At 74.2% G+C, this 20,604-nt stretch carries 18 protein-coding genes; 7 read left to right on the plus strand and 11 right to left on the minus strand.

The window, feature by feature from the left end:
* Positions 1-144: 144 nt before the first annotated feature.
* Together BMZ16_RS03885 and BMZ16_RS03890 are read right to left on the minus strand one after the other, a co-directional pair.
* Entirely contained in the window at positions 145-2,070 is a 1,926-nt protein-coding gene (locus tag BMZ16_RS03885; RefSeq protein ID WP_089798236.1) for an ABC transporter ATP-binding protein, read from the minus strand.
* Positions 2,071-2,249: 179 nt separating this feature from the next.
* Positions 2,250-2,864, minus strand: a complete 615-nt coding sequence (locus tag BMZ16_RS03890) for a hypothetical protein (protein ID WP_089798237.1) — start codon at positions 2,862-2,864, stop codon at positions 2,250-2,252.
* Positions 2,865-3,261: 397 nt separating this feature from the next.
* Between BMZ16_RS03890 and BMZ16_RS03895 the strand changes: the two genes are divergently transcribed.
* Together BMZ16_RS03895 and BMZ16_RS03900 are read left to right on the plus strand one after the other, a co-directional pair.
* Complete coding sequence (locus tag BMZ16_RS03895) at positions 3,262-4,725, plus strand: vWA domain-containing protein (protein ID WP_255366336.1); 1,464 nt, start codon at positions 3,262-3,264, stop codon at positions 4,723-4,725.
* Between the two features lie 43 nt (positions 4,726-4,768).
* Positions 4,769-5,311 carry a hypothetical protein gene (locus tag BMZ16_RS03900; RefSeq protein ID WP_089798239.1) on the plus strand — a complete coding sequence of 181 codons (543 nt, stop codon included), beginning with the start codon at positions 4,769-4,771 and terminating at the stop codon, positions 5,309-5,311.
* Between the two features lie 158 nt (positions 5,312-5,469).
* On the opposite strand, the gene BMZ16_RS03905 is transcribed toward BMZ16_RS03900, so the two are convergent.
* Together BMZ16_RS03905 and BMZ16_RS03910 are read right to left on the minus strand one after the other, a co-directional pair.
* Positions 5,470-6,225, minus strand: a complete 756-nt coding sequence (locus BMZ16_RS03905) for a YoaK family protein (RefSeq protein ID WP_089798240.1) — start codon at positions 6,223-6,225, stop codon at positions 5,470-5,472.
* Entirely contained in the window at positions 6,225-6,920 is a 696-nt protein-coding gene (locus BMZ16_RS03910) for a FadR/GntR family transcriptional regulator (protein WP_255366337.1), read from the minus strand. The genes BMZ16_RS03905 and BMZ16_RS03910 overlap by 1 nt, the downstream gene beginning before the upstream one ends.
* A 282-nt stretch (positions 6,921-7,202) precedes the next feature.
* Here BMZ16_RS03910 and BMZ16_RS03915 point away from each other — a divergent pair, with 282 nt between their 5' ends.
* From BMZ16_RS03915 to BMZ16_RS03930, 4 genes are read left to right on the plus strand one after another with little or no spacing between them, the layout of a single operon-like run.
* Positions 7,203-8,129, plus strand: coding sequence for an ABC transporter substrate-binding protein (locus BMZ16_RS03915; RefSeq protein WP_089798717.1), 927 nt, complete (start codon positions 7,203-7,205; stop codon positions 8,127-8,129).
* A gap of 46 nt (positions 8,130-8,175) precedes the next feature.
* Entirely contained in the window at positions 8,176-9,762 is a 1,587-nt protein-coding gene (locus BMZ16_RS20020; RefSeq protein ID WP_089798241.1) for an amino acid ABC transporter permease/ATP-binding protein, read from the plus strand.
* A 3-nt stretch (positions 9,763-9,765) separates the two neighbouring features.
* Positions 9,766-10,176 (plus strand): RidA family protein, encoded by a 411-nt coding sequence (locus BMZ16_RS03925; protein WP_089798242.1) that lies wholly within the window; start codon positions 9,766-9,768, stop codon positions 10,174-10,176.
* The gene (locus BMZ16_RS03930) at positions 10,173-11,306 is read left to right on the plus strand and encodes an acetamidase/formamidase family protein (protein WP_089798243.1); all 1,134 of its coding nucleotides are present in this window, start codon (positions 10,173-10,175) and stop codon (positions 11,304-11,306) included. Before BMZ16_RS03925 ends, BMZ16_RS03930 begins: the two co-directional genes overlap by 4 nt.
* 54 nt (positions 11,307-11,360) lie before the next feature.
* Here BMZ16_RS03930 and BMZ16_RS03935 read toward each other — a convergent pair whose 3' ends face one another.
* Positions 11,361-11,777, minus strand: coding sequence for an NUDIX hydrolase (locus BMZ16_RS03935; protein ID WP_218143307.1), 417 nt, complete (start codon positions 11,775-11,777; stop codon positions 11,361-11,363).
* 51 nt (positions 11,778-11,828) lie between these two features.
* Positions 11,829-12,014: a hypothetical protein gene (locus BMZ16_RS03940; RefSeq protein WP_089798719.1), complete on the minus strand. Its 186-nt coding sequence runs from the start codon at positions 12,012-12,014 to the stop codon at positions 11,829-11,831.
* Between the two features lie 412 nt (positions 12,015-12,426).
* On the opposite strand from BMZ16_RS03940, the gene BMZ16_RS03945 reads away from it, so the two are divergent.
* Positions 12,427-14,304 (plus strand): BCCT family transporter, encoded by a 1,878-nt coding sequence (locus BMZ16_RS03945; protein WP_143082745.1) that lies wholly within the window; start codon positions 12,427-12,429, stop codon positions 14,302-14,304.
* Between the two features lie 60 nt (positions 14,305-14,364).
* On the opposite strand, the gene BMZ16_RS03950 is transcribed toward BMZ16_RS03945, so the two are convergent.
* From BMZ16_RS03950 to BMZ16_RS03970, 5 genes are all read right to left on the minus strand, one after another.
* A complete protein-coding gene (locus BMZ16_RS03950) occupies positions 14,365-16,272 on the minus strand; it encodes an oxidoreductase (protein ID WP_089798245.1) in 1,908 nt (635 codons plus the stop codon).
* 104 nt (positions 16,273-16,376) lie between these two features.
* Positions 16,377-16,853: a heme-binding protein gene (locus BMZ16_RS03955; RefSeq protein WP_089798246.1), complete on the minus strand. Its 477-nt coding sequence runs from the start codon at positions 16,851-16,853 to the stop codon at positions 16,377-16,379.
* Positions 16,854-16,933: 80 nt separating this feature from the next.
* Positions 16,934-17,653 carry a PAQR family membrane homeostasis protein TrhA gene (locus BMZ16_RS03960; RefSeq protein WP_089798247.1) on the minus strand — a complete coding sequence of 240 codons (720 nt, stop codon included), beginning with the start codon at positions 17,651-17,653 and terminating at the stop codon, positions 16,934-16,936.
* 106 nt (positions 17,654-17,759) lie between these two features.
* Entirely contained in the window at positions 17,760-19,694 is a 1,935-nt protein-coding gene (locus tag BMZ16_RS03965; protein ID WP_177199578.1) for an ATP-dependent helicase, read from the minus strand.
* A 120-nt stretch (positions 19,695-19,814) separates the two neighbouring features.
* A complete protein-coding gene (locus BMZ16_RS03970) occupies positions 19,815-20,471 on the minus strand; it encodes an NADPH-dependent F420 reductase (RefSeq protein ID WP_089798720.1) in 657 nt (218 codons plus the stop codon).
* Positions 20,472-20,604 lie beyond the last annotated feature (133 nt).

The following is a 20,604-nucleotide window of genomic DNA, read 5'->3' on the forward strand; positions in this document are numbered from 1 at the left end:
ACCGCGACCGCGCGGCCGTGCGCGGAGCACGGCCCTCCGGGAACGCTCCTCCTGCGCGGATCGGACCGTCAAGACCTGCGCGTCACCGTCCCCGGTCGCGCGGGCGCCCGCGCTGCGTCGCGTCGGCGCGGCGCGCGCACCCGGTCACTCCCGCCCCATCGCCCCCGCGTCCAGCAACCGGCGGTACCCGCCGCCGGCCACCGCGGCGAGCTCGTCGTGCGGGCCCTCCTGGGCGACGCGGCCGTGCTCCAGGACGACGATGCGGTCGGCGTCGCGGACGGTGGACAGCCGGTGCGCGATCATCACGACCCCGGCGCCGTCGAACAGCGTGGACATCGCGGCGCGGACGTGCCGCTCGGTCGCGGTGTCCAGGTGGGCGGTCGGCTCGTCGAGCACGACGAGGGCGGGGCGCCGGAGCGCGGCGCGGGCGATGGCGAGGCGCTGGCGCTCGCCCCCGGACAGGCGGTGCCCCTTCTCGCCGATGACCGCGTCGAGGCCGTCGTCGAGGCCGCGGACCAGGTCACCGAGGGCCACCTGCTCGCACACCGCGAGGAGCTCCTCGTCGGTGGCGTCGGGGCGTGCGTACCGCAGGTTCTCCCGCACGGAGGCGTGCAGCACGTACGGGTCCTGCGGGATGTACGCGATCAGGCCGGCGCGCTGCTGCTCGTCCAGGTCGGCCAGCGGCCGGCCGTCGACCTCGACGACACCGCTGTCCGCGTCGACGAGACCGGCGATCACGGTGGCCAGCGTCGACTTGCCGGCGCCCGACGACCCCACCACGGCGACGACCTCACCGCGTCCCACCGTCAGGTCGATCCCGTCGAGGGCGTCGCCCGTCCCCTCGCGGCCTCCACCGACGTGCCGCACGCCGTCGTCGCCGGACAGGCCGACCATCGGCAGCCACGGGATGGACAGCGCGTCGCCGGCGTGGGACAGCCCGTCGATCGAGTACGCCGACACCGGCGGGTACCGGAACCGCAGGTCGCGCGTGCGCAGGGCAGGCGTCGCGCCCGTCCGCCCACCTGCGGCCGTCGCGTCGCCCGGCGCGGTGCCGGCCGTTCCCGGTGCCCGGGCGCCGTCAGGGCGTTCGCGCGTCGGCCGGGCGGCCAGCACCGCCTCGACCCGGTCGAGCGCGATCGACGAGCGCATCCGGGGGTAGCGGGTGTTGAGCAGCCGCTGCACGGGTGCCTGGAGCTGCTGCAGGTAGAGCACGATGAGGATGACGCTGCCGACGGTCACGTCCTGCTCCGTCACGAGCCACACGCCCATCGCCAGCGCGCCCGCGGTGATGAGCACGAACGCCGTCCCGTAGCTCGCACCCGAGGTCGCGGCGGCCCGGCTGATGCCGGTGGACAGGCCGGCCAGCGCGGCGGACCGCTCCTGGAAGGTCGCCTGCTCCCGGGCGGTCTGGCCGTTCTGCCGCGCGAGCACCGCGCCGTCGCGGCTGACGAACGTCTCGGCGGTGGACGCGAGGTCCTTGGTGACCTCGAAGGACCTGCCGATCAGCTCGTTGATCCGTGCCTCGGCCTTGCGGACGTACGCGATCGCGATCGGCACGACGACGAGCAGCAGCACCAGGCGCGGGTCGACGAACGCGACGATGACCAGAGACGTGGCGATCGTCGTCACGCTGGACACCACCACGGGGATCACCGAGGTGTACATCTCCTCGGCGCCGTTGACGTCGTTGGTGACGCGGCTGACGACGGCGCCGGGCCGGACCGTCGTGTAGAAGTGGATCGGCATCGTGGTCAGGCGCCGGAACATCGCCGAGCGCAGGTCCGCGATGACCCGGCCCGCGGCCGCGGTCGCCGTCACGCTCGCGGCCCACGTCGACCACACGCCGAGCAGCCCCAGCCCCGCCATCGCGGCGATCTGCCCGAAGGCCTGCGCCGTGCCGGTCCGCCCCTCGATCAGCCCGTCGACCACCGCCCGCAGCAGGAGCACCTGGAACAGCGGCGCGACACCGCCGATCACCTGGAAGACGTACGAGACGGCGAACCGTCCCCGGTGGCCGCGGACCATCGCCCGGACGTGCGGTGCGCGCGTGGCGTTGCCGGTGTGCGTCACGATCGTGGCTCTCCTCGTCCGGACCGGGCAGCGCACGCCGCCGACCTCGCCGCTCGGCGGGACCCGGACGATAGCGCGCGAACCGGATCCTCGGGGACCGACGGCACGATCGGGGACGGGAGCTCGCACGGCCACGCCCCGCGGGACGTCCCCGGCCGCCACGCCCCGGGGTCAGGACGTCACAGCACGGCGAGCACGACGACGACCACGACCGCGATCGTCAGGAGCGCGCCACCCACGGCCAGCAACGCGCTGCGCACCGGGTGCGCGCGCCAGGACGCCAGGAAGCGCGGGTCCGCCGCACGCAGCTGGGCAGCGGTGATCGGGTGCGGGAACGCCGTCACCGGCACGCCGCGGGCCGCGAGGTCGTGCGCGAGCGCGGTGAGCTGTGCCTGGTCCCACATCGCGCCGTCCAGGTGGGCCAGCGTGCCGCGGTGACCGGCGAGCACCAGGTGGTGGGAGGTCAGCGCACCGAGCGGCATGCGGGTGACCATCGCGGCCGCCGCCACGTCGGCCGCCGCGAACCGCCGCTCGCCGACCAGCGACCGCAGGGCGTACGTGCCGTCACCGAACACGACGCGCGCGCGACCGGCGTGCACCAGGGACAGCCGCACGCCGAGGACGACGAGGGCCAGCGCCGCACCGACGTAGGCCAGGGCCTGACCCGTGCGGCCGGCCAGGAGCATGAGCCCGCCGAGGCCGCAGCCGAGCAGCAGCGCGGGCACCAGCGCGGCGGGGATGTTCGCCCGCAGGAGTCGACGGCGTGCGTGGGGTGTCAGTGTCAGCTCGACCACGGTCGTATCGTGCCCGCGGGCCGCGGCACGTGCCCGGCGGCGGTCGGGTGAACATCTGCGACGGACCTCAGGTCGTTCCGGCGCCCCCAGAGAATCGTCGAGAAATCACCCGGGAACGACGGGGAAATCGGCGTGCGGCGCCGACCGGACCGCTAAGCACCTCTCGGCCGTTACCCGACCGGGACGTTCGCGTGACCCTCCCGTGCTGGCCAGAGCGGTGCACCGGTCGCCAGGATTCAAGCCTCACAGCGGAGGCGAAATGATGCGCAATTGGTCGTCGAGGAGTGCCCTTCCCGTGTCGGCGCGGCGTTCTGGAACGCGCCGCCCGACGGCTGCGTCCGCGGCGGTCTGCGCCGCGCTCGCCCTTTCCCTGCTCGCCGCGTGCTCCGCCGACGGCATGAGCGACGCCGCGTACGAGGGGGCGACGCTCGAGGACGTGCCCGCCCCCGAGGAGTGGCGCGAGGTCCCGCCGGGCGGCGAGGAGTACGACGACTCCCCGGAACAGCCGTTCCAGGACGTGGCCGCGAGCCCGCTGTCCACGTTCGCCTCCGACGTCGACACCGCCTCCTACAGCAACCTGCGCCGCCAGCTCCGCGACGGCCTGTCGCCGCAGGGTGTGCGGATCGAGGAGCTCGTCAACTACTTCGACTACGACTATCCGGCGCCGGCACCCGGGGCGGACGACCCGTTCACCGTCACGACGCAGGTCGCCGACGCCCCGTGGGCGTCGGACCACCGGCTCGCGATGATCGGTGTGCAGGCCACGGACGCGACGCCCACCCGCGCCGGCAACAACATCGTGTTCCTGCTCGACGTGTCCGGCTCGATGTCCGCACCCGACAAGCTGCCGCTCCTCGCCGAGTCGTTCTCGCTGCTGGTGGAGCGCCTGGGGGAGGACGACACCGTCTCGATCGTCACCTACGCCGGCAGCGACGAGGTGCTCGCCGACTCGGTGCCGGGCGACCGCCACGACGAGCTGGTGGGGATCCTGCGCGAGCTGCGCGCGGGAGGGTCGACGGCCGGGGCGGCGGGTCTGCAGACCGCGTACGAGCTGGCCACCGAGAACTTCGTCGAGGGCGGGAACAACCGCGTGGTGCTGGCGACAGACGGTGACTTCAACGTCGGGCCGTACGGCCCGGACGAGCTGACCGAGCTCATCGAGCAGCACGCCCGCACCGGGGTCTACATCTCGGTGCTCGGCTTCGGCATGGGCAACCTCAAGGACAGCACGATGGAGGCGATCGCCGACCACGGCAACGGCAACTACGCGTACATCGACACGCTCGACGAGGCCCGCAAGGTGCTGGTCGACGAGTTCGACTCGACGATGTTCGTCGTCGCGCAGGACCTCAAGCTGCAGGTCGAGTTCAACCCTGCGACCGTCGCGCGCTACCGGCTGCTCGGGTACGACAACCGCCGCCTGGCGGACGAGGACTTCGCCGACGACACCAAGGACGCGGGCGACGTGGGCGCCGGCCACTCGGTGACCGCGTTCTACGAGCTGGTCCCGGCGGACGGTGAGGTGGGGAGCGACGACCTGACCTACCAGGACGTCGAGGCGGGCGACTCCGACGACTTCCTGAGCGTGCGCGTGCGCTACAAGCAGCCGGGCGCGTCCGAGAGCACCGAGGTCGTGTACCCCGCCGGGGCCGACGCCTACACGCGGACGCCCAGCGCCGACTTCCGGTTCGCCTCCGCGGTCGCCGAGTTCGGGCTGGCGGTGACCCGCTCGCAGCACGCCGAGGGTGCCGACCCGCGCCGCGCACGGGAGCGCGCCGAGTCGGCCCTGGGGGAGGACCGGTACGGTCTGCGCGCGGAGTTCGTCTCCCTGGTCGACGCGTACGAGCGGGTGGCCGGCTGACGCGCGCGGGCGGGCGGCGGCGGAGCGGCAGGAGGGCGGTGCGGTGACGGACGGCGACGGCGGTACGGGCCCGGTCGACGACCTGCGCCGCGCGGTGGCGGTGCGGGCCGGTGCGGACCTGGTCGTCGAGGCGACCGCCCACGGGTTCACGGTCGGGCACCGTCGGCCCGTGGTCGCGCCCGGTCCGGCGGGCTCCCGGTCCGCCACCGACGTCGCGGCGGTCGTACGGTGCGACCCGGGGCGGATGACCTACACCCTCGAGGACCGGGTTCGTCGTGGCACGGCCTCGCGCGGCGGCGGCGCCGGCTCGACGGGCGCGTTCCGTGGCCGGGCGGCCGGCGCGGCCGCGGTGAGCGTCTACGGGCGTCGTGCCGACGGGTCGTGGGGGCGTCTGAGCCGCACGCGGCAGGCGCCCTCGCGGCTGCACCGGGCGGTACGTGACGCCGCCACGGACCTGGGCTGGCGGGAGAAGGACCCCGTGTCGGTCGTGGTGGCCAAGGTCGCCGCCGGCGTCGCCCTGGGCGGCGGCCTGCTGGGCGGCGTGGTCGTCGCGGTGCTCGCGCTCGCGGGGGCGCTGCCCGGGTAGCGGCGCGCCGGGCCGCGGGCGGGTCCCGTGCAGCGAACGCCGCGCGTCCGGCCTCCGACAACGCTGCCCACGTCAAGCTCAACGAGCGGAACCGCGCGGACGCGCGGCGCCTCGGCCCCCGTCCCCGCTCACGCCGTCGGCACCCGCCGACGGAGACGTCAGCGTGCGGCGAGCACCTCCGTCGGCGGTGCCTCGGCCGCCGCCGCGGGTGACTGCAGGCGGCGCACCGACCGCTGCTGGTCGGCCCGGGCGACGAGCAGCGCCGCGACCCCGGCGGCGAACACGACCCCCGACGCCGCCAGCGCGACGGGGCCGTCGGTCACGCGCAGCACCGCCGCGCCCAGCGCGGCACCCGCGCCCATGGCGACGATCGCGAACGTCCGGTGCCGCCACTGGGCCCCCGTCTGGCGCCCGCCGCCGAGGCGGCTCTCCCGCGTGACGTTGGCGAGCGTGCTGGTGACGACGACCGTGGTGATGTCGGTGTTGCCCACCGGCTTGACCGCCGCGACCTGTGCGCCCATGAGCGCGGCGAGCACGGCGGTGAGGCTGATCTGACCCGGGGCGGCCAGCTCGCCGACCGCGGCCCACACCCCGACGAGCACGAACACCAGGGCCGTCCCGGCGGCCAGGAGCCACGCGCTGCGGGTCGGCAGGCCCACGGGGTGCCCGCGGCGCACGAGCCGCCCGCCGACGACGGACCCGAGCGCGAACCCCAGGAGCGCGAACGCGTTGTTGAGCAGCGGGATGTCGGGCACGCCGACCAGCGCGAAGGCCAGGAACAGCACGTTGCCGGTCATGTTGCCGGTGAAGACGCCGTCCAGGGCGAGGAAGCTCACGGCGTCGATGGCACCGGTCGCGGCGGTCAGGAGCAGCAGGCCGGAGGTGTACAGGCCGACGGTGGTGGGGCGGCGCATCAGGCGTCCTTCAGCTGGGTGTGGATGTCGGTCAGGTGCTCGCGCATCGCCGCGGTCGCGGCGTCGGCGTCGTGCGCCTCCACCGCGTCGTAGATCGACTGGTGCCCGGCGAGCGAGCGCGCGCGGGCGGCCTTGGTGGCGTGGGAGCGACGGCGCACGGGCAGGGTCCAGTCGGCCATGAGCCCGTGCAGGGTGGTGAGCAGCGGGTTGCGGGCCGCCTGGGCGAGCAGCAGGTGGAACTCCAGGTCCAGCTCGACCGAGCGCGCGGCGCTGAGCGGACCCTGGGAGGCGTCGAGGACGTCGTGCAGCTGCAGGAGGTTCGCGGACGTGGCCCGGCGGGCGGCGAGCCCGGCCACGGACGGCTCGACGATGAGCCGCAGCTCGGCGGCGTCGGCGCTCGCGTCGCCGCTCGTCCCCGCGTTCAGGCCCTCGAGGTCGCGCTGCTCGGCCGACGGCTCGACGACCACGGTGCCGCGGCCCGGCCGGCGCTCGACGAGGTGCTTCGACTCGAGCTCGAACATCGCCTCGCGCAGCGACGCGCGGGAGACGGCGAGCTGCTCGGCGAGCTCCCGCTCACCCGGGAGCCGCTGCCCGGGGGCCAGCTCGCCGGTGGCGATGAGGCGTTCCAGGTGTGCGGCGAGGGTGGCCGAGATGGTGGGTGACCTGCGCGCCAACGGCGGGACCGGTGTCGTCACGAGGGTGCTCCTTCGGTGGCCGTCGTCGATGCGGGGAGTGTGCGTACCGGCACGCTAGCAACGCGATCCGGTCAGATGGTCTGACCAATGTTTCGCCCTGGGTCGACTCGGTAAACAGTGTGTTTCCAGGTCCGGGATGCCGGTTTCCGCCCCCCGGTGCGCGTCTACGTTCATGCCTCATCGGTCAGACCATCCGACCGAGAGACACCAACGGCGGCGTCGCGGCCCCGCCTGTTCGGTGGGTCCCCGGCGCCGGTGCCCAGCGACTGGAAGGCACCCGCGATGCGCACCACGAAGAACTCCCGTACGGCAGTCCTCACCACCGGAGCGGTCGCCGCGCTGCTCGCCCTGACGGCGTGCGCAGGCTCCAGCTCGGCCGCCGAGGGCGCCGGCGAGGTCACCTACCCCGAGCTCGCCGACTCCGCCGCGTGCGTCGAGCTGCGCGAGCAGAACCCCGACCTGGTGGGCACGACCAAGACCAACGCGCTCAACCCGCACACCCCCGGCTACGAGGTCGTCAACCCCGAGAACCCCGACGAGTTCATGGGCTTCGACATCGACCTCGGCGACGCCATCGGCGACTGCCTGGGCTTCGACGTCGACTACCTGCCGGTCGGGTTCTCCGAGCTCGTGCCCACGGTCGCCAGCGGCCAGGCCGACTGGATCATCTCCAACCTGTACGCCACCGAGGAGCGCGCCCACGGCGGCGTCGACTTCATCAGCTACTCCAAGGTCTTCGACGGGATCCTCGTGACCACGGGCAACCCGCAGGGCATCACCGGCATCGACACCTCGCTGTGCGGCACCACCGTCGCCCTGAACAAGGGGTACGTCGAGGTCCCGCTGGTCGAGGCGCTGGTCCCCGAGTGCGAGGCCGCCGGCCTCGAGGCGCCCACGGTCAGCCTCTTCGACTCCAGCGCCGACTGCGTGCAGGCGATCCTCGCCGGCCGCGCCGACGCCTACATCAACGACGTCAACACCGTGCGCGGCTACGTCGCGCAGCACCCGGACGACCTCGACACCGCCGAGACCGTGATGCTCGACTACGAGATCGGCATCGGCGTCCTGCAGGGCGACCACGCCTTCCGTGACGCCGTCCAGGCCGCGCTCGTCGAGATCCAGGACTCCGGCCTGCAGGACGAGCTGGCGGGCAAGTGGTCCCTCGACGAGAACGCGCTGGCCGAGCCCACCGTGCTGAGCGTCGGCTGACCGTCGCACCGACCGAGTTGACGAGCGACGCGAGGGCGGCCCGACCATGACCGAGTTCCTGCACTACCTGACCCTTCCCTACCTCCTCGAGGGCATCGGCTTCACCCTGCGGCTCACCGCGATGGGGTTCGCCGGCGGCATGGTCCTGGGCCTGCTCCTCGCGGCGATGCAGCTCACCCGCTTCCCGGCCCTCACGTGGGTCGCCCGGGCGTACGTGACGCTCTACCGCGGCACGCCCCTGATCCTGCAGCTCGTCTTCGTCTTCTCCGTGCTGCCACGGGCGGGGATCACCCTGTCCCCGCTCGTGGCAGGCGGCGTGGCGCTCGCGCTGAACGAGGCGGTGTTCTTCGCGGAGATCTTCCGCTCCGGCATCAAGGGCGTCGACCCCGGGCAGGTCGCCGCGGGCCGGGCCCTGGGCATGCGGCCGACGCTGCTCATGCGTCGCGTCGTGGCCCCCCAGGCCCTGCGCTCGATGGTCCCGGCGCTGGGCAGCGAGGCCGTCACCACGATGAAGAACTCGGCGCTCGCGTCGATCATCGCGGTCCCGGAGCTCACGCTGCGCACGCAGCAGCTCGCGTCGGCCACGTTCGACTACTTCGAGATCTACTTCGCCACCGCCGTGATGTACCTGGTGCTGACCGGGGCGCTGACCCTGGTGCAGCTCGCGGTGGAGCGGGCGCTCGACCTCGACCGTCCGTCGCGGACCTCGCTGCGGACGTGGGCGGCACGCCTCGGCCGACCGGCGGTGGCCGTGCCCGCGACGGTCGAGCCCGACCCGCGCCGGGCCCCCGACCGCACGGACGCCGGCGTGGGGGAGGCGGCACCGCTGACCCACGCGGACCCGCCGCCGCGCAGCTTCGGCCAGGCGCTCATCGAGGCGTTCGGCCTGCGCAAGTCCTACGGCGAGAACGAGGTGCTGCGCGGCATCGACCTGCAGATCCGGCAGGGTGAGGTGGTGGCGCTGCTGGGACCCAGCGGCTCGGGCAAGAGCACGCTGCTGCGCTGCATCAACCACCTCGAGGGCCTGGACGGCGGTGCCGTGCTGGTCGGCGGCACGGCCATCGGGTACTCCGAGCGGGGCGACGAGCTGGTCGAGCGGCACGTCGCGAAGCAGCGCGTCGACGCCGGCGTGGGGATGGTGTTCCAGCAGTTCAACCTGTTCCACCACCTCACGGCGCGGGAGAACGTCGCGGCGCCGCTGCGCTGGGTGCACGGCTGGTCCCGGGAGGACGCCGACGCCCGCGCCGACGAGCTGCTGGCGCAGGTGGGCATGGCGCACCGCGCGGACGCCCTGCCGCGGCACATGTCCGGTGGTCAGCAGCAGCGCGTGGGCATCGCCCGGGCGCTGGCGTCCAACCCCAAGGTGCTGCTGCTCGACGAGCCGACCAGCGCGCTGGACCCCGAGCTGGTCGCGGAGGTGCTGGGCGTCATCCAGAACCTGGCGCGGCAGGGCGGTCTCACGATGATCATCGCCACCCACCAGCTGCGGTTCGCCCGCGAGGTGGCGGACCGGGTCGTCTTCATGGCGGGCGGGGTGGTCGTCGAGCAGGGCACGGCAGAGCAGGTGATCGGTGACCCGCAGGTCGAGGCGACGCGTCGCTTCGTCCGCGCGATGGACTCGGCGGAGGTCTGAGAGATGAGCAAGACACGCACGCACCACGTCTTCCCCCCGTCGGCCGGGGTGCCGCCCCAGGTCGGCCCGTTCAGCCACGCCGTGCAGTTCGGTGACCTGCTGTTCGTCACCGGGCAGATGCCCACGGACCCCGCGACGGGGCAGCTCGTCGCCGGCGGCCTGGTGGAGCAGACCCGTCAGGTGATGGCGAACCTGCAGGCCGTCGTCCGCGCCGCGGGCGCCGAGCTGGACGACACCCTGATGGTCCGGGCCTACCTGACGGACTTCGACGACTTCGACGCGTTCAACGCGGAGTACCGCACCTGGTTCGACGACCCGCTGCCCAGCCGCACGTGCGTCGGGGTCACCGGCCTGGCCGTCGGTGCGCTGGTCGAGGTCGACCTGGTGGTCGGCATGCCGGGCGGTGCGGCGTGAGCGCCGCGACGGCGGTCGCCGTCCCCACGCTGCAGCCCGGCCAGGGCGCGGTCCTCGGCGAGCACTACCTGCCCTCGCGCGCCGACGAGGTGCGCTGGGGCTGGCTGCCCAACGCCGACGCCACGCCGGTGCTGCAGGTGGCCGACGGTGCGACGGTCACGCTCGACACCCTCTCCCACGAGGGTCTGCTGGCCGACCAGGGGCGCGACCCGGCCCGCTACATCCGCCAGTTCGGGGACGTGGACGTGCTGGACGACGCGGTCGAGGTCGCGGCGAGCGGGCTGGTCAACGGCCCCGACGACGGCCCGCACGTGGTGACCGGCCCGATCGCCGTGGCAGGCGCCCGGCCCGGCGACATGCTGCGGGTCGACGTCCTGGACCTCGCGTACCGCGTGCCGTACGGGTTCGTCAGCAACCGGCACGGGTTCGGCGCCCTGGCGGGGGAGTACCCCCAGGACCGGGACTCCTCGCCCACCCGGCACGTCGACCGCATGATCACCGACGGGTCCGTGAGCCACTTCGCGTGGGTCGACCACCGCGACGGCCGGGAGGTGGGCGTCATGGAGGCCGGGCCCGGGCGCACCGTGCAGTTCGGGCTCGCGCCCTTCCTCGGGCTGATGGGGACCGCACCGGACACCACCGCACCGGTGCCCTCGGTGCCGCCGGGCGACCACGGCGGCAACATGGACATCAAGCACGCCGGCGTCGGCGCCACGCTGTACCTGCCGGTGTCGGTCGACGGTGCACTGTTCTACGCGGGCGACCCGCACTTCGCGCAGGGCAACGGCGAGGTCGCGCTCACCGCGCTCGAGGCGTCGTTGCGGGCGACGCTGCGGCTGAGCGTGGTGCCGGCTGCGCAGGCGGGCGTCGCGCTCGGCGGCCTGCGCAACCCGGTCGTCGAGACGGCGACGCACTGGATCCCGACCGGCATGGACGCGGACCTCGATGAGGCGATGCGCCGGGCGGTGCGTCACGCGGTGACGTTCCTGCACGTGCGGTTCGGGGTGCCGCGGGCCGTGGCCCTGGCGTACCTCTCGGCGGCCGGCGACTTCGAGGTCAGCCAGGTCGTGGACTCCGTGAAGGGCGTGCACTGCCTGATCCCGAAGGCCGACTGGACGGCCTGGGTCTAGCAGGACCGGCGGTGGACCGCCGGCGGGCTCGCGAGCCCGCCGGCGGTCGCCGTGTCAGACCGGCGGCGTCGTGCCCGCCAGCACCGGCAGCACGTGGTGCTCGAGCAGCGGGGCGAGGTCGTCGGGCAGGGCGCCGGCGGGGTCGAGCCAGCGCAGCTCCTCGATCTCGCCCGCGGGGGCGGTCGCGCCGTCGAGCGGGTGCTCGAAGACGGTGCCGACGACCTCGTGGCCGGCCTCGTTGGCCGCGGCGGCGCGGAACGTGCCGAGCTCGCGCAGGCGGGCCTCGTCGAGCACGACGCCGACCTCCTCGTGCGCCTCCCGCACGGCCGTGGCGGCGGCGCTCTCGCCCGGCTCCGGCTTGCCGCCGGGGAGCATGAAGCGGTGCGTGCCGCGCTTGCGCACGGTGAGGACCTCGCCCGAGGCCCGGCGCAGGACGACGGCGCTCACGTGGATGACAGGGGTGGCCGGCACGTCCCGGATCGTACGGCGCGCCGCTGGGAAGGTCGTCGGGCCGACCGTTCCTCAGCGCCCGAACAGGCGGGAGAAGAACCCTCCGCGGTTCGCGGCGGCGGCCTCGGTCTGCGCGGCGGTGTGCGTGCCGTCGCACCACTGCGACGCGGGGACGCCCTGCTTGACGGAGGCGACGTGCTGCCCGCAGCCCGCCCAGGTGGTCCTGCCGCACACGCGGCACGTCGTCGCTCGGCACATCTCGTGCTCTCCCTCGTTCGTCCGGTCCCCGGTGCCCCGGGTCACCCGAAGATACCCCGGGGGGTATCGGGAGGGTCGCATCGAGGGCGCGTGACGTCGCGCACCTCCGTGAGGTCGCGACGAGGACGGCGGCCCGTCCGGACGCACCCCCGGGGCGCCGCGTCGAGCCGGTGCCACTCCGCCGGGCTGCCGTGCGGGGTTGCGCGGACTGCGTCGACGCCTGTGATCCGGGCGACGTCCGGCGGCGCGGCGAGGGGTGCTCCGCCGCCTCGTCGGGTGCGCGGACGCAGGCCAGGGCGCGACCGGCCGTCGCCCGCGCGCGGGGGTGTGCCCGGGGGTCGGACGCGCCCGGTTGCCCGGGTCACCTATCATCGATGGCCCGTTCGTGACCCAGGAAGAGGGCGAATCGGTGATGAGCGACACGCGCACCGGATCGACCAGCAGCCGGTCCGGCCGTCCCTCCGCCGCGCAACGCGTCCGCGCTGCGCGGATCCTCCAGGAGGTCACCTCTCCCGGCACCCTCGGCAGCCCGCACCCCGCGCTGCTGCCGGGGATCGGTGTCGAGCAGACGCACCTCTCCTTCCGGATCGACAAGGTGGTGTTCACCATCGCGGCGGCCGTGGTGCTCGCCGTGATCGCCTGGGGCCTGCTCCTCCCGGCCGGCCTCGCGGAGTTCGCGAACGCGGCCTTCGAGCTCGTCACCGTGGACTTCGGCTGGTTCTTCGGCGTCCTGACCGTCGCCGTCCTCGTGTTCATGATGTGGCTGGGCTTCGGCCGGCACCGGGCCGTCCGTCTGGGCCAGGACGACGAGGAGCCCGAGTTCTCCACGGTCTCGTGGGTGACGATGCTGTTCTCGGCGGGCATCGGGATCGGCCTGTTGTTCTACGGCCCGCTGGAGCCGATGTCGTTCTTCCTCGACCCGCCGCCGGCGTTCACCGGCACCGCGCCGGGCAGCGGCCAGGCCATGCACGTCGCGCTCGCGCAGACGCTGTTCCACTGGGGCCCGGTCGCCTGGGCGTTCTACGCGCTGGTCGGCGGTGCCGTCGCGTACGCGGCGTACCGCAAGGGTCGCTCGCCGCTGATGTCCGCGCTGCTCGAGCCGGTCTTCGGGGAGCGCAGCCAGGGCGTCCTCGGCAAGGTCGTCGACGTGTTCGCGATCGTCGTCACGCTGTTCGGCACCGCGGTGTCCCTGGGCATCGGTGCCCTGCAGATCGGCCGGGGGATCGAGATCGTGGGCGGCGTCGGTCCCCTCGGCAACGCGGTGATCGTCGGCATCATCGCGGTGCTCTCGGTCGCGTTCATCCTCTCGGCGGTCTCCGGGCTCAAGCGCGGCATCCGCGCCCTGTCGAACGTCAACATGGTCCTGGCCGGCCTGCTCGGGCTGTTCATCCTGGTCGTGGGCCCGACGGTCCTCCTGCTCAACCTCGTGCCCGGCGCCCTCATGACGTTCGTGGCCGAGCTGCCGGTGATGATGGGCCAGTCCGCGGCCACGTCGCCCGACGCGCAGGAGTTCATGAGCGCCTGGAGCACCTACTACTGGGCGTGGTGGGTCTCGTGGACGCCCTTCGTCGGGATGTTCATCGCCAAGATCAGCCGTGGCCGGACCCTGCGGGAGTTCGTCACCGCCGTCATCGTCGTGCCGAGCGCCGTGTGCCTGGTGTGGTTCACCGTCGTCGGCGGCACCGCCATGTGGCTCGAGCAGACCAGGTCCGCGATGAGCGCGAGCGAGTCCGGGCAGGACATGCTGTTCGCTCTGCTGCGGGAGCTGCCGTTCGGTGCGGTGACCTCGGTGCTCGCGGTCGTCTCGATCGTCATCTTCTTCGTCACCAGCGCCGACTCCGCCTCCATCGTCATGGCCAGCCTGTCCGAGCAGGGCAACCCCACCCCGCGGCGCTGGACGACGGTGGTGTGGGGGGCGGCACTCGCGACGGTCGCCGCTGTCCTGCTGGTCGGTGGCGGTCAGGTCGCCCTGACCGGGCTGCAGAGCCTCATGATGGTCTCGGCACTGCCGTTCGCGGTGGTGCTCATCTTCGTCATGGTCGCCTGGGCCAAGGACCTGGCGCGCGACCCGCTGACGCTGCGACGCCGGTACGCCCGCGAGGCCCTGGAGCAGGGTGTCCGCGCGGGCATCGAGGAGCACGGCGACGACTTCGTCGTGGGTGTCGTGGCCACCGAGCCCGACGAGGGTGCGGGCGCCTGGCTCGACACCGAGGACCCCGCCCTCAGCGACTGGTACCAGCCGGACGAGGGAGGTGCCGAGACCCCGCCGTCCCGGGACCCGGCGGGGTGACGTGCCTCGCGGCCGACGGGTCCCCGGACGCGTGGGCGCTCGACGCCGTGCTCCTGCGCGCTACAGCCGCGCCGCCAGCGCGTACCCGTTGTTGACCGCTTCCCCGACCTTGGCCGGCTGCACGCAGTCCCCGACGGCCTCGACCGGCAGGCCCGCGGCGGTCAGCTCCGTGAGCAGGTCGCTGCGCGGGCGGCTGCCGAGCGCGAGCACCACGGTGTCCGCCGGCAGGGTCGCCGGGCCGTCCGGCCCCTCGACCACGACGCCGTCGTCCGTGATCTCCTTCACCCGGGTGCTCGTCAGCAGCCGCACCCCGGCCTCGTCCAGGTCGCGCAGCAGCGTGATCCGGTTGACCAGCAGCATGTCCCGGGCGATCTCGTCGAGCATCTCCACGACGGTCACGTCGTGCCCCTCGCGCGCGAGCTCGAGGGCCGCGTCGGACCCCGAGAGCCCGCCGCCGACCATGACGACGCGGTGCCCGACCGGCGCACCCTGGTGGAAGCGCAGGACGTCGACCACGTCGTCCCGGTCCGTGCCGGGGATGCTCGCGGGCACCAGCTGGACGGACCCCGTGGCGACGACGACCTGGTCGGCGTCGCGCAGCTCGGGGGAGTCCGCGGTGATGCGGTGTCCCAGGTGCAGGGTGACGGGCAGGTCGGCGAGCTGCCCCTGCCACCAGTCGACCATGCGCCGCAGCTCGCGCTTGAAGTCCGGCGTGGCCGCCGGCCACAGCACACCGCCGGCGTGCTCGTTCTCGTCGTAGACGTCGACCCGGTGCCCGCGGGACGCCGCGACGCGGGCCACCTCCAGCCCGGCGGGCCCGGCCCCGACGACGACCACGTGCTTCTGCTGCTGCGCGGGCCCCGGCAGGTGCGCCTCGATGCCGACCTCGGGGTTCACGGCGCAGCCCAGGGGCTGGCCCACGAGGATGTTGCCCACGCACAGCTGGTTGCAGCGGATGCAGGGACGGACCGCCTCGGGCCGGGCGGCCGCCAGCTTGCGCGGCAGGTCGGGGTCGGCGATGAGCGCGCGGCCCATGCCGATGAAGTCGACCTCGCCGCCTGCCACAGCGCGGTCCCCGATCTCCGGGGTCATGTTGCCCGTCGCCATGACCGGCACGCCCACGACACGGCGGACCGCCGCGGCCCCCGGCAGCAGCGGCGCGTCGCCCATGTAGTACGGCGGGAAGATCCAGTCGACGGTCTCGAACGCGCCGTCGTCGACCATGAGCAGGTCGATGCCCGCACCGGCGATGACCGGCGCCATCTGCAGCGCCTCGTCCAGGGTGCGGCCGCCGGGCATGTGGTGGTCCACGGTCAGGCGGAAGGTGATCGCCAGGTCCGGTGCCGCGGCACGGGCTGCGGCGATCAGCTCCAGCGGGAAGCGCAGCCGGTTCTCCAGCGAGCCGCCGTAGCGGTCCGTGCGCTGGTTCCACTGGCTGCTCATGAACTGGTCGATCAGGTACCCCGTGTGGGAGTGGATGTCGACCGCGTCGAACCCGGCGGCCGCCAGCCGTGCCACGGCCGGGCCGTAGTCGGCGACGAGCTGCTCGACCTCGGCCGTGCTCAGCTCACGGCACAGGCGTGACGGGTCGGACAACCACGGCGTCGCGGACGAGGACACCGGGACGTCGCCCCCCGGCTCGGCGGGTCCCACCCGCCCCGACCCCGGGGTGAGCTGGCCCGCCAGCAGGCCGCCCTCCGCGTGCACGGCGTCCGCGAGCCGCGCCAGGTCCGGGACGACCGCGTCGTCCTCGACCTTGGGCCAGCCCTCGTTGTCCTCGAACCGTGACGTCGTCGTCATGGTCCCGGTGATGATCAGGCCCACCCCGCCGGCGGCCCGCGCGGCGAAGTACGCGACCTCCTGCTCCTCCACGCGGCGACCGAAGCCGACGTGCATCGGTGGCATGACGATGCGGTTGCGGGTCTCGAGCCGGCCGATGCGGCCGGGGCTGAGCAGGTTGTCGAGCATGGCGCCCCCCTGACGTCGACGAACCCTTCGACGCTACGTCCGACGCCCTGGGGGCGCACCCGGCCGCGCGCGTCCCGCGGCAGGTGCGTCAGGCGGCGGATGCGTCAGGCGGTGCGCGCCGCGAGGAACCGCCGGACCGACTCCGCTGCCACCGCGTGGTCGACGACGTCCGGCTCGCCCGACGTCGTCAGGGTGCCCACGACCTCGCCGGCGACGCGCAGGGGCACCGACCCGCCGTGCGCCTTGAAGCGGTCGTGGTCGACGTCGGTGCGCTGGTCGAAGGGCGTGCCCGCGGCCTCGTGGCGCCGGCGGATCAGCAGCGACGCCTCACCGAGGCGGTGCACGACCCGCGCCTTGCCCTCGAGCCAGGGCAGGTTGCCCGCGCCCGTCGAGCCGGTCATGGCCAGGAACACCGTCTCGCCGTGCAGCTCGACGCGCACCGCGAGGTTCGCGCCGCGCTCGCGGACCACGGCGACGGCCAGCAGACCGAGGTCCACGGCGTCGTCCTGCGTGAACGCCGGCAGGTCGAGCACGGGCTCGGCCTCGAGGTCGGCGACGGTGAAGGTGGGGAGGTCGGTCACGCGCCCATCCTGCCCGCCTCGACCCGTCCGGGACGACGGCGCGCGCGCCGGAGGGCGACGCGCTGCTCGGCTGCGGGGTGTCAGGCCGGGAGCACGTACCGGTACATCAGCAGGTAGTGCAGCACCGAGGCGAGCACCACCAGCACGTGCCAGATCTCGTGGAAGCCGAGCACGCCGGGCAGGGGGTTGGGGCGCTCGACCACGAACACCACGAACCCCACGCTGTAGATCAGCCCGCCGGCGGCCATCAGCACGTACGCCCCCACGGGCAGCTCGACGCCCGCCCCGACGAGCACCACCGGCATCCAGCCCATCGCGATGTACAGCGTGTTCGTCACGTACTTGGGCAGCTCGCGCAGCGTCGAGCGCAGCGCGATGCCGATGGCGGCGACGACCCAGACCGCTCCCAGCACGGCCCAGCCGTACGGGTTGCGGAACAGCACCAGCACCAGCGGCGTCACCGACCCGGCGATCAGGACGAACACCGACGCGTAGTCCAGCGTCCGCAGCACGCCGTTGACGCGCGGCCCCCGGTCGATGCCGTGGTGCAGCGTGCTGGCGACGAACAGCAGGAGCACGGACGCGGCGTAGACGCTGAGCCCGACGATCTTCCACAGGTCGCCCCCGGTGACCGCCTGGGCGACGAGGACGGCGCCCCCGACGAGCGCGAAGCAGCTCGCCGCGAGGTGCGTGACGGTGTTGACCCGCTCGTCGGTGACGTGCACGCTGCCGTCGCGGCTCAGCCGCGGTGGTGGGGTCGTCCCCGGCGTCGGCGTGGTGCGTGCGGACGTGGTCTCCACCGGTGCGTTCCTCCTGGTGAGCCGTCGGGCCAGGCTCGTCCGGGAGCCTACCCGGGCGGTCCGGCCGCCGAGGGGGCGCAGGTCCTGGACCGGGGTGGGCGGTTCGTCACAGCGTGACGATGCGTCCCGACGCGACCGTCCTGCGCCCACCGGACCCGAAGTCGATCGTCACCTTCCCGTCGCGCACGTCGACGACGCGGCCCAGTCCGTGGGTGTCGTGCGTGACCCGCTGCCCGACGCTCAGCGCGGGCGTCGACCGCGACCGTGGCGCGTCGGCCTCGCGGCCCGAGCGTGACGCCCCGGCCCGCGGCGCCGTGAACGCGCCGAGGTACGGCGACGGCGTGTTCGCCCGCCCGCCGCGCCGCGCCGCGGCCCACGTGGCGACGAGGTGCCGCCGGGCACGCGTCACCGCCACGTACGCGAGGCGCCTCTCCTCCGCGATCTCCGCGGGCGTCGTCGCGTACACCGACGGCAGCGAGCCCTCGGTCATGCGCGCGACCACGCACGCCTCCCACTCCAGGCCCTTGGCCTTGTGGATGGTGCTGACGGTGACGGCACCGCGGCCGGGTGGCGCGTGGTCCTCGGCGGCGCGGCGGTCGAGGTCGGCGGACAGGGCCCGCACGGTGCCGGCCGGGGGCAGGGACGCGACCAGCGACCGCAGCGCCTCGAGGGCGTCCCAGCGCTCGCGGGCGGCGCCCGTGCCGTCGGGCGGTGCGTCGGCGTCGTGGCCGACGCGTGCGAGCACCTGGTCCAGCACCTCGGCCGCGTCCTCGTCCGGCGCAGCCGCGGCGTGCCGGCGCAGCAGCGCGAGCACGTGCGCGACCTCGCGGCGGTCGAAGTACGCCTGCCCGTCCGCCGCGACCACCGCGATCCCGGCGTCCCGCAGCGCCGCGGTCAGCGCGACGGCCTGCGCGTTGAACCGGTGCAGCACTGCGATCTCCTCGGGCGGCACACCCGCGGCGAGCCACCGGCGGACCGTCGCGACGATCCGTGCGTCCTCGTCGTCCTCGTCGTCCGCCCGCACCACCTGCGCCGTCGGCCCGTCGCCGAGCACGCCGACGAGCGCCGGGCCCGCTGCCTCCGGCCGCCCGGCCATGAGCCGGTTCGCGACGTCGACCACCTGCGTGGTCGAGCGGTAGTCCTGCACGAGGTCGACGGTCACCGCGTGCGGGAACCGCACGGTGAAGTCGCGCAGCAGCGAGGTGTCCGCACCCTTGAACGCGTAGACCGCCTGCCGCGCGTCGCCCACCACGGCGAGGGTGTCGCGCGCGCCCAGCCACGCGTCGAGCAGCCGCTGCTGCGCCGGGTCCGTGTCCTGGTACTCGTCGACGACGAACGCGGCGTACTGCCGCCGCACGGTGGCGGCGACCTCGTCGTCGTCCTCCAGCAGCCGCGCGCACGTCGCCAGCAGGTCCGCGAAGTCCAGCACGCCCGCGGCGCGCTTGGCGGTCGCGTACCGGCGCATGGCGCCTGCGACGGTCGACAGCCGCATCCCGGGCTTGCGCCCCGCCGCCTCGGCCTGCACCTCGTACTCCTCGGGCGTGAGGTCGCGCGCCGCGGCCCACGTCAGCTCGGTCGCCAGGTCGGTGACCATCGACGCGTCGACGTCCCGCGCGGGCGTCCGCAGCACCGCACCGAGCGCACCACGCAGGTAGCGGTACTGCGCGCCCGGCCCGTCGGCGTCGACGAGCACCGGGCCGTCGCCCGGCAGGCCCGTCGCGCGCCAGAAGTACCGCAGCTGCCGCAGCGCCGCGGCGTGGAACGTGCGCGCCTGCACGCCGCCCACCCCGAGCCGCGCCAGGCGGTCGCGCATCTCGCCCGCGGCCTTGCTCGAGTGCGTCACGGCCAGCACCACGTGCGCGGGGACGTCCCCGGTGAGGTGCTGGTACGCGATGCGGTGCGTGATCGTGCGTGTCTTGCCCGTCCCGGCGCCTGCCATGATCCGCACGGGGCCCGGCGGTGCGACGACGGCGGCGGTCTGCTGCTCGTCGAGGCCCGCGAGGACCCGGTTCGCGCCGCCCCCGTCCCGTCCGTCACGCACGAGGCACGACCGTACGTGCCGTGCGGTGGCCCGCGCACGCGCGGGCGCGGTGGGCCGCGTCACGCGGTTCTCGGCTCCGACCGTCGGGAAGGGGTTCGAGAGCCCTGACCCGTCAGCCCGTCAGGGCCGGACCACGCGTCGCGCCCGCAGCAGGTTGGCCGCGAGCTGCTCGCGGCCCTGGACGGCGTGGTCGTCCCACGCCGGGGTTCGCGGCGTGGTCCGCCAGGACTCGCGCAGCGGGCTGTTGTCGACGGTGTCGTACCCGAGCTGGTCGTACAGCCGCGTGACGAACGCGACGGCGTCCGGGTGGTCGCTCGACACCGACAGGGCGATCCGGTCCGGGGCGTCCGCGGGCCGGGCCCGGTCGAACAGGTGGACCGCCTCCACGTGCGTGAACGCCTTGGCCAGCCGTGAGGTCGGCAGCTGCCGCTGGCGCAGCTCGTGCTCGGTGACCTCCCCGGAGTCGACCTCGGGGAGGTGGCCGTCGCGCCACACCATGTAGTTGTTGGTGTCGAGCACGATCTTGTCCGCCAGCTCCGCGACGGGCAGCACGTGCTCGGGGCGGTAGGGGAACGCGAGGACGGCGACGTCGCCGGCGGCCGCGGCGGCGGCGGCGTGGTCGGCGCGGGCCGCCGGCCCCAGCTCGGCGACCAGCCCGGTGAGCGTCTCGGGGCCCCGGGAGTTGGCGAGGACGACGCGGTACCCGTTCCGCACGACGGCGCGGGCGAGCTGGGAGCCGACCTCGCCGGTGCCGATGATCGCGAGGGTCGTCGTCACGGCGTCCACCCTCGGGTGCGCAGGCGCCTGGTCAGGGGGTTCGTCGTCACGGCCTCAGGGTAGGTCGGGGTGGCGCGCGCAGCGGGGGCCCTGTCGCTCCCCGGGGTCGTGGGGCCCTCTCCGGGTCCACCGG

The sequence above is a fragment of the Cellulomonas sp. KH9 genome (assembly GCF_900114185.1).
Lineage (GTDB): Bacteria > Actinomycetota > Actinomycetes > Actinomycetales > Cellulomonadaceae > Cellulomonas.

What these genes read in the sequence shown, in the direction of transcription:
- BMZ16_RS03940 (WP_089798719.1), bottom strand. Translation starts at nt 12,014, where the DNA reads ATGTGCCGAGCGACGACGTGCCGCGTGTGCGGCAGGACCACCTGGGCG.
- BMZ16_RS03925 (WP_089798242.1), top strand. Translation starts at nt 9,766, where the DNA reads ATGAGCAAGACACGCACGCACCACGTCTTCCCCCCGTCGGCCGGGGTG.
- BMZ16_RS03950 (WP_089798245.1), bottom strand. Translation starts at nt 16,272, where the DNA reads ATGCTCGACAACCTGCTCAGCCCCGGCCGCATCGGCCGGCTCGAGACC.
- BMZ16_RS20020 (WP_089798241.1), top strand. Translation starts at nt 8,176, where the DNA reads ATGACCGAGTTCCTGCACTACCTGACCCTTCCCTACCTCCTCGAGGGC.
- BMZ16_RS03895 (WP_255366336.1), top strand. Translation starts at nt 3,262, where the DNA reads ATGAGCGACGCCGCGTACGAGGGGGCGACGCTCGAGGACGTGCCCGCC.
- BMZ16_RS03915 (WP_089798717.1), top strand. Translation starts at nt 7,203, where the DNA reads ATGCGCACCACGAAGAACTCCCGTACGGCAGTCCTCACCACCGGAGCG.
- BMZ16_RS03945 (WP_143082745.1), top strand. Translation starts at nt 12,427, where the DNA reads ATGAGCGACACGCGCACCGGATCGACCAGCAGCCGGTCCGGCCGTCCC.
- BMZ16_RS03905 (WP_089798240.1), bottom strand. Translation starts at nt 6,225, where the DNA reads ATGCGCCGCCCCACCACCGTCGGCCTGTACACCTCCGGCCTGCTGCTC.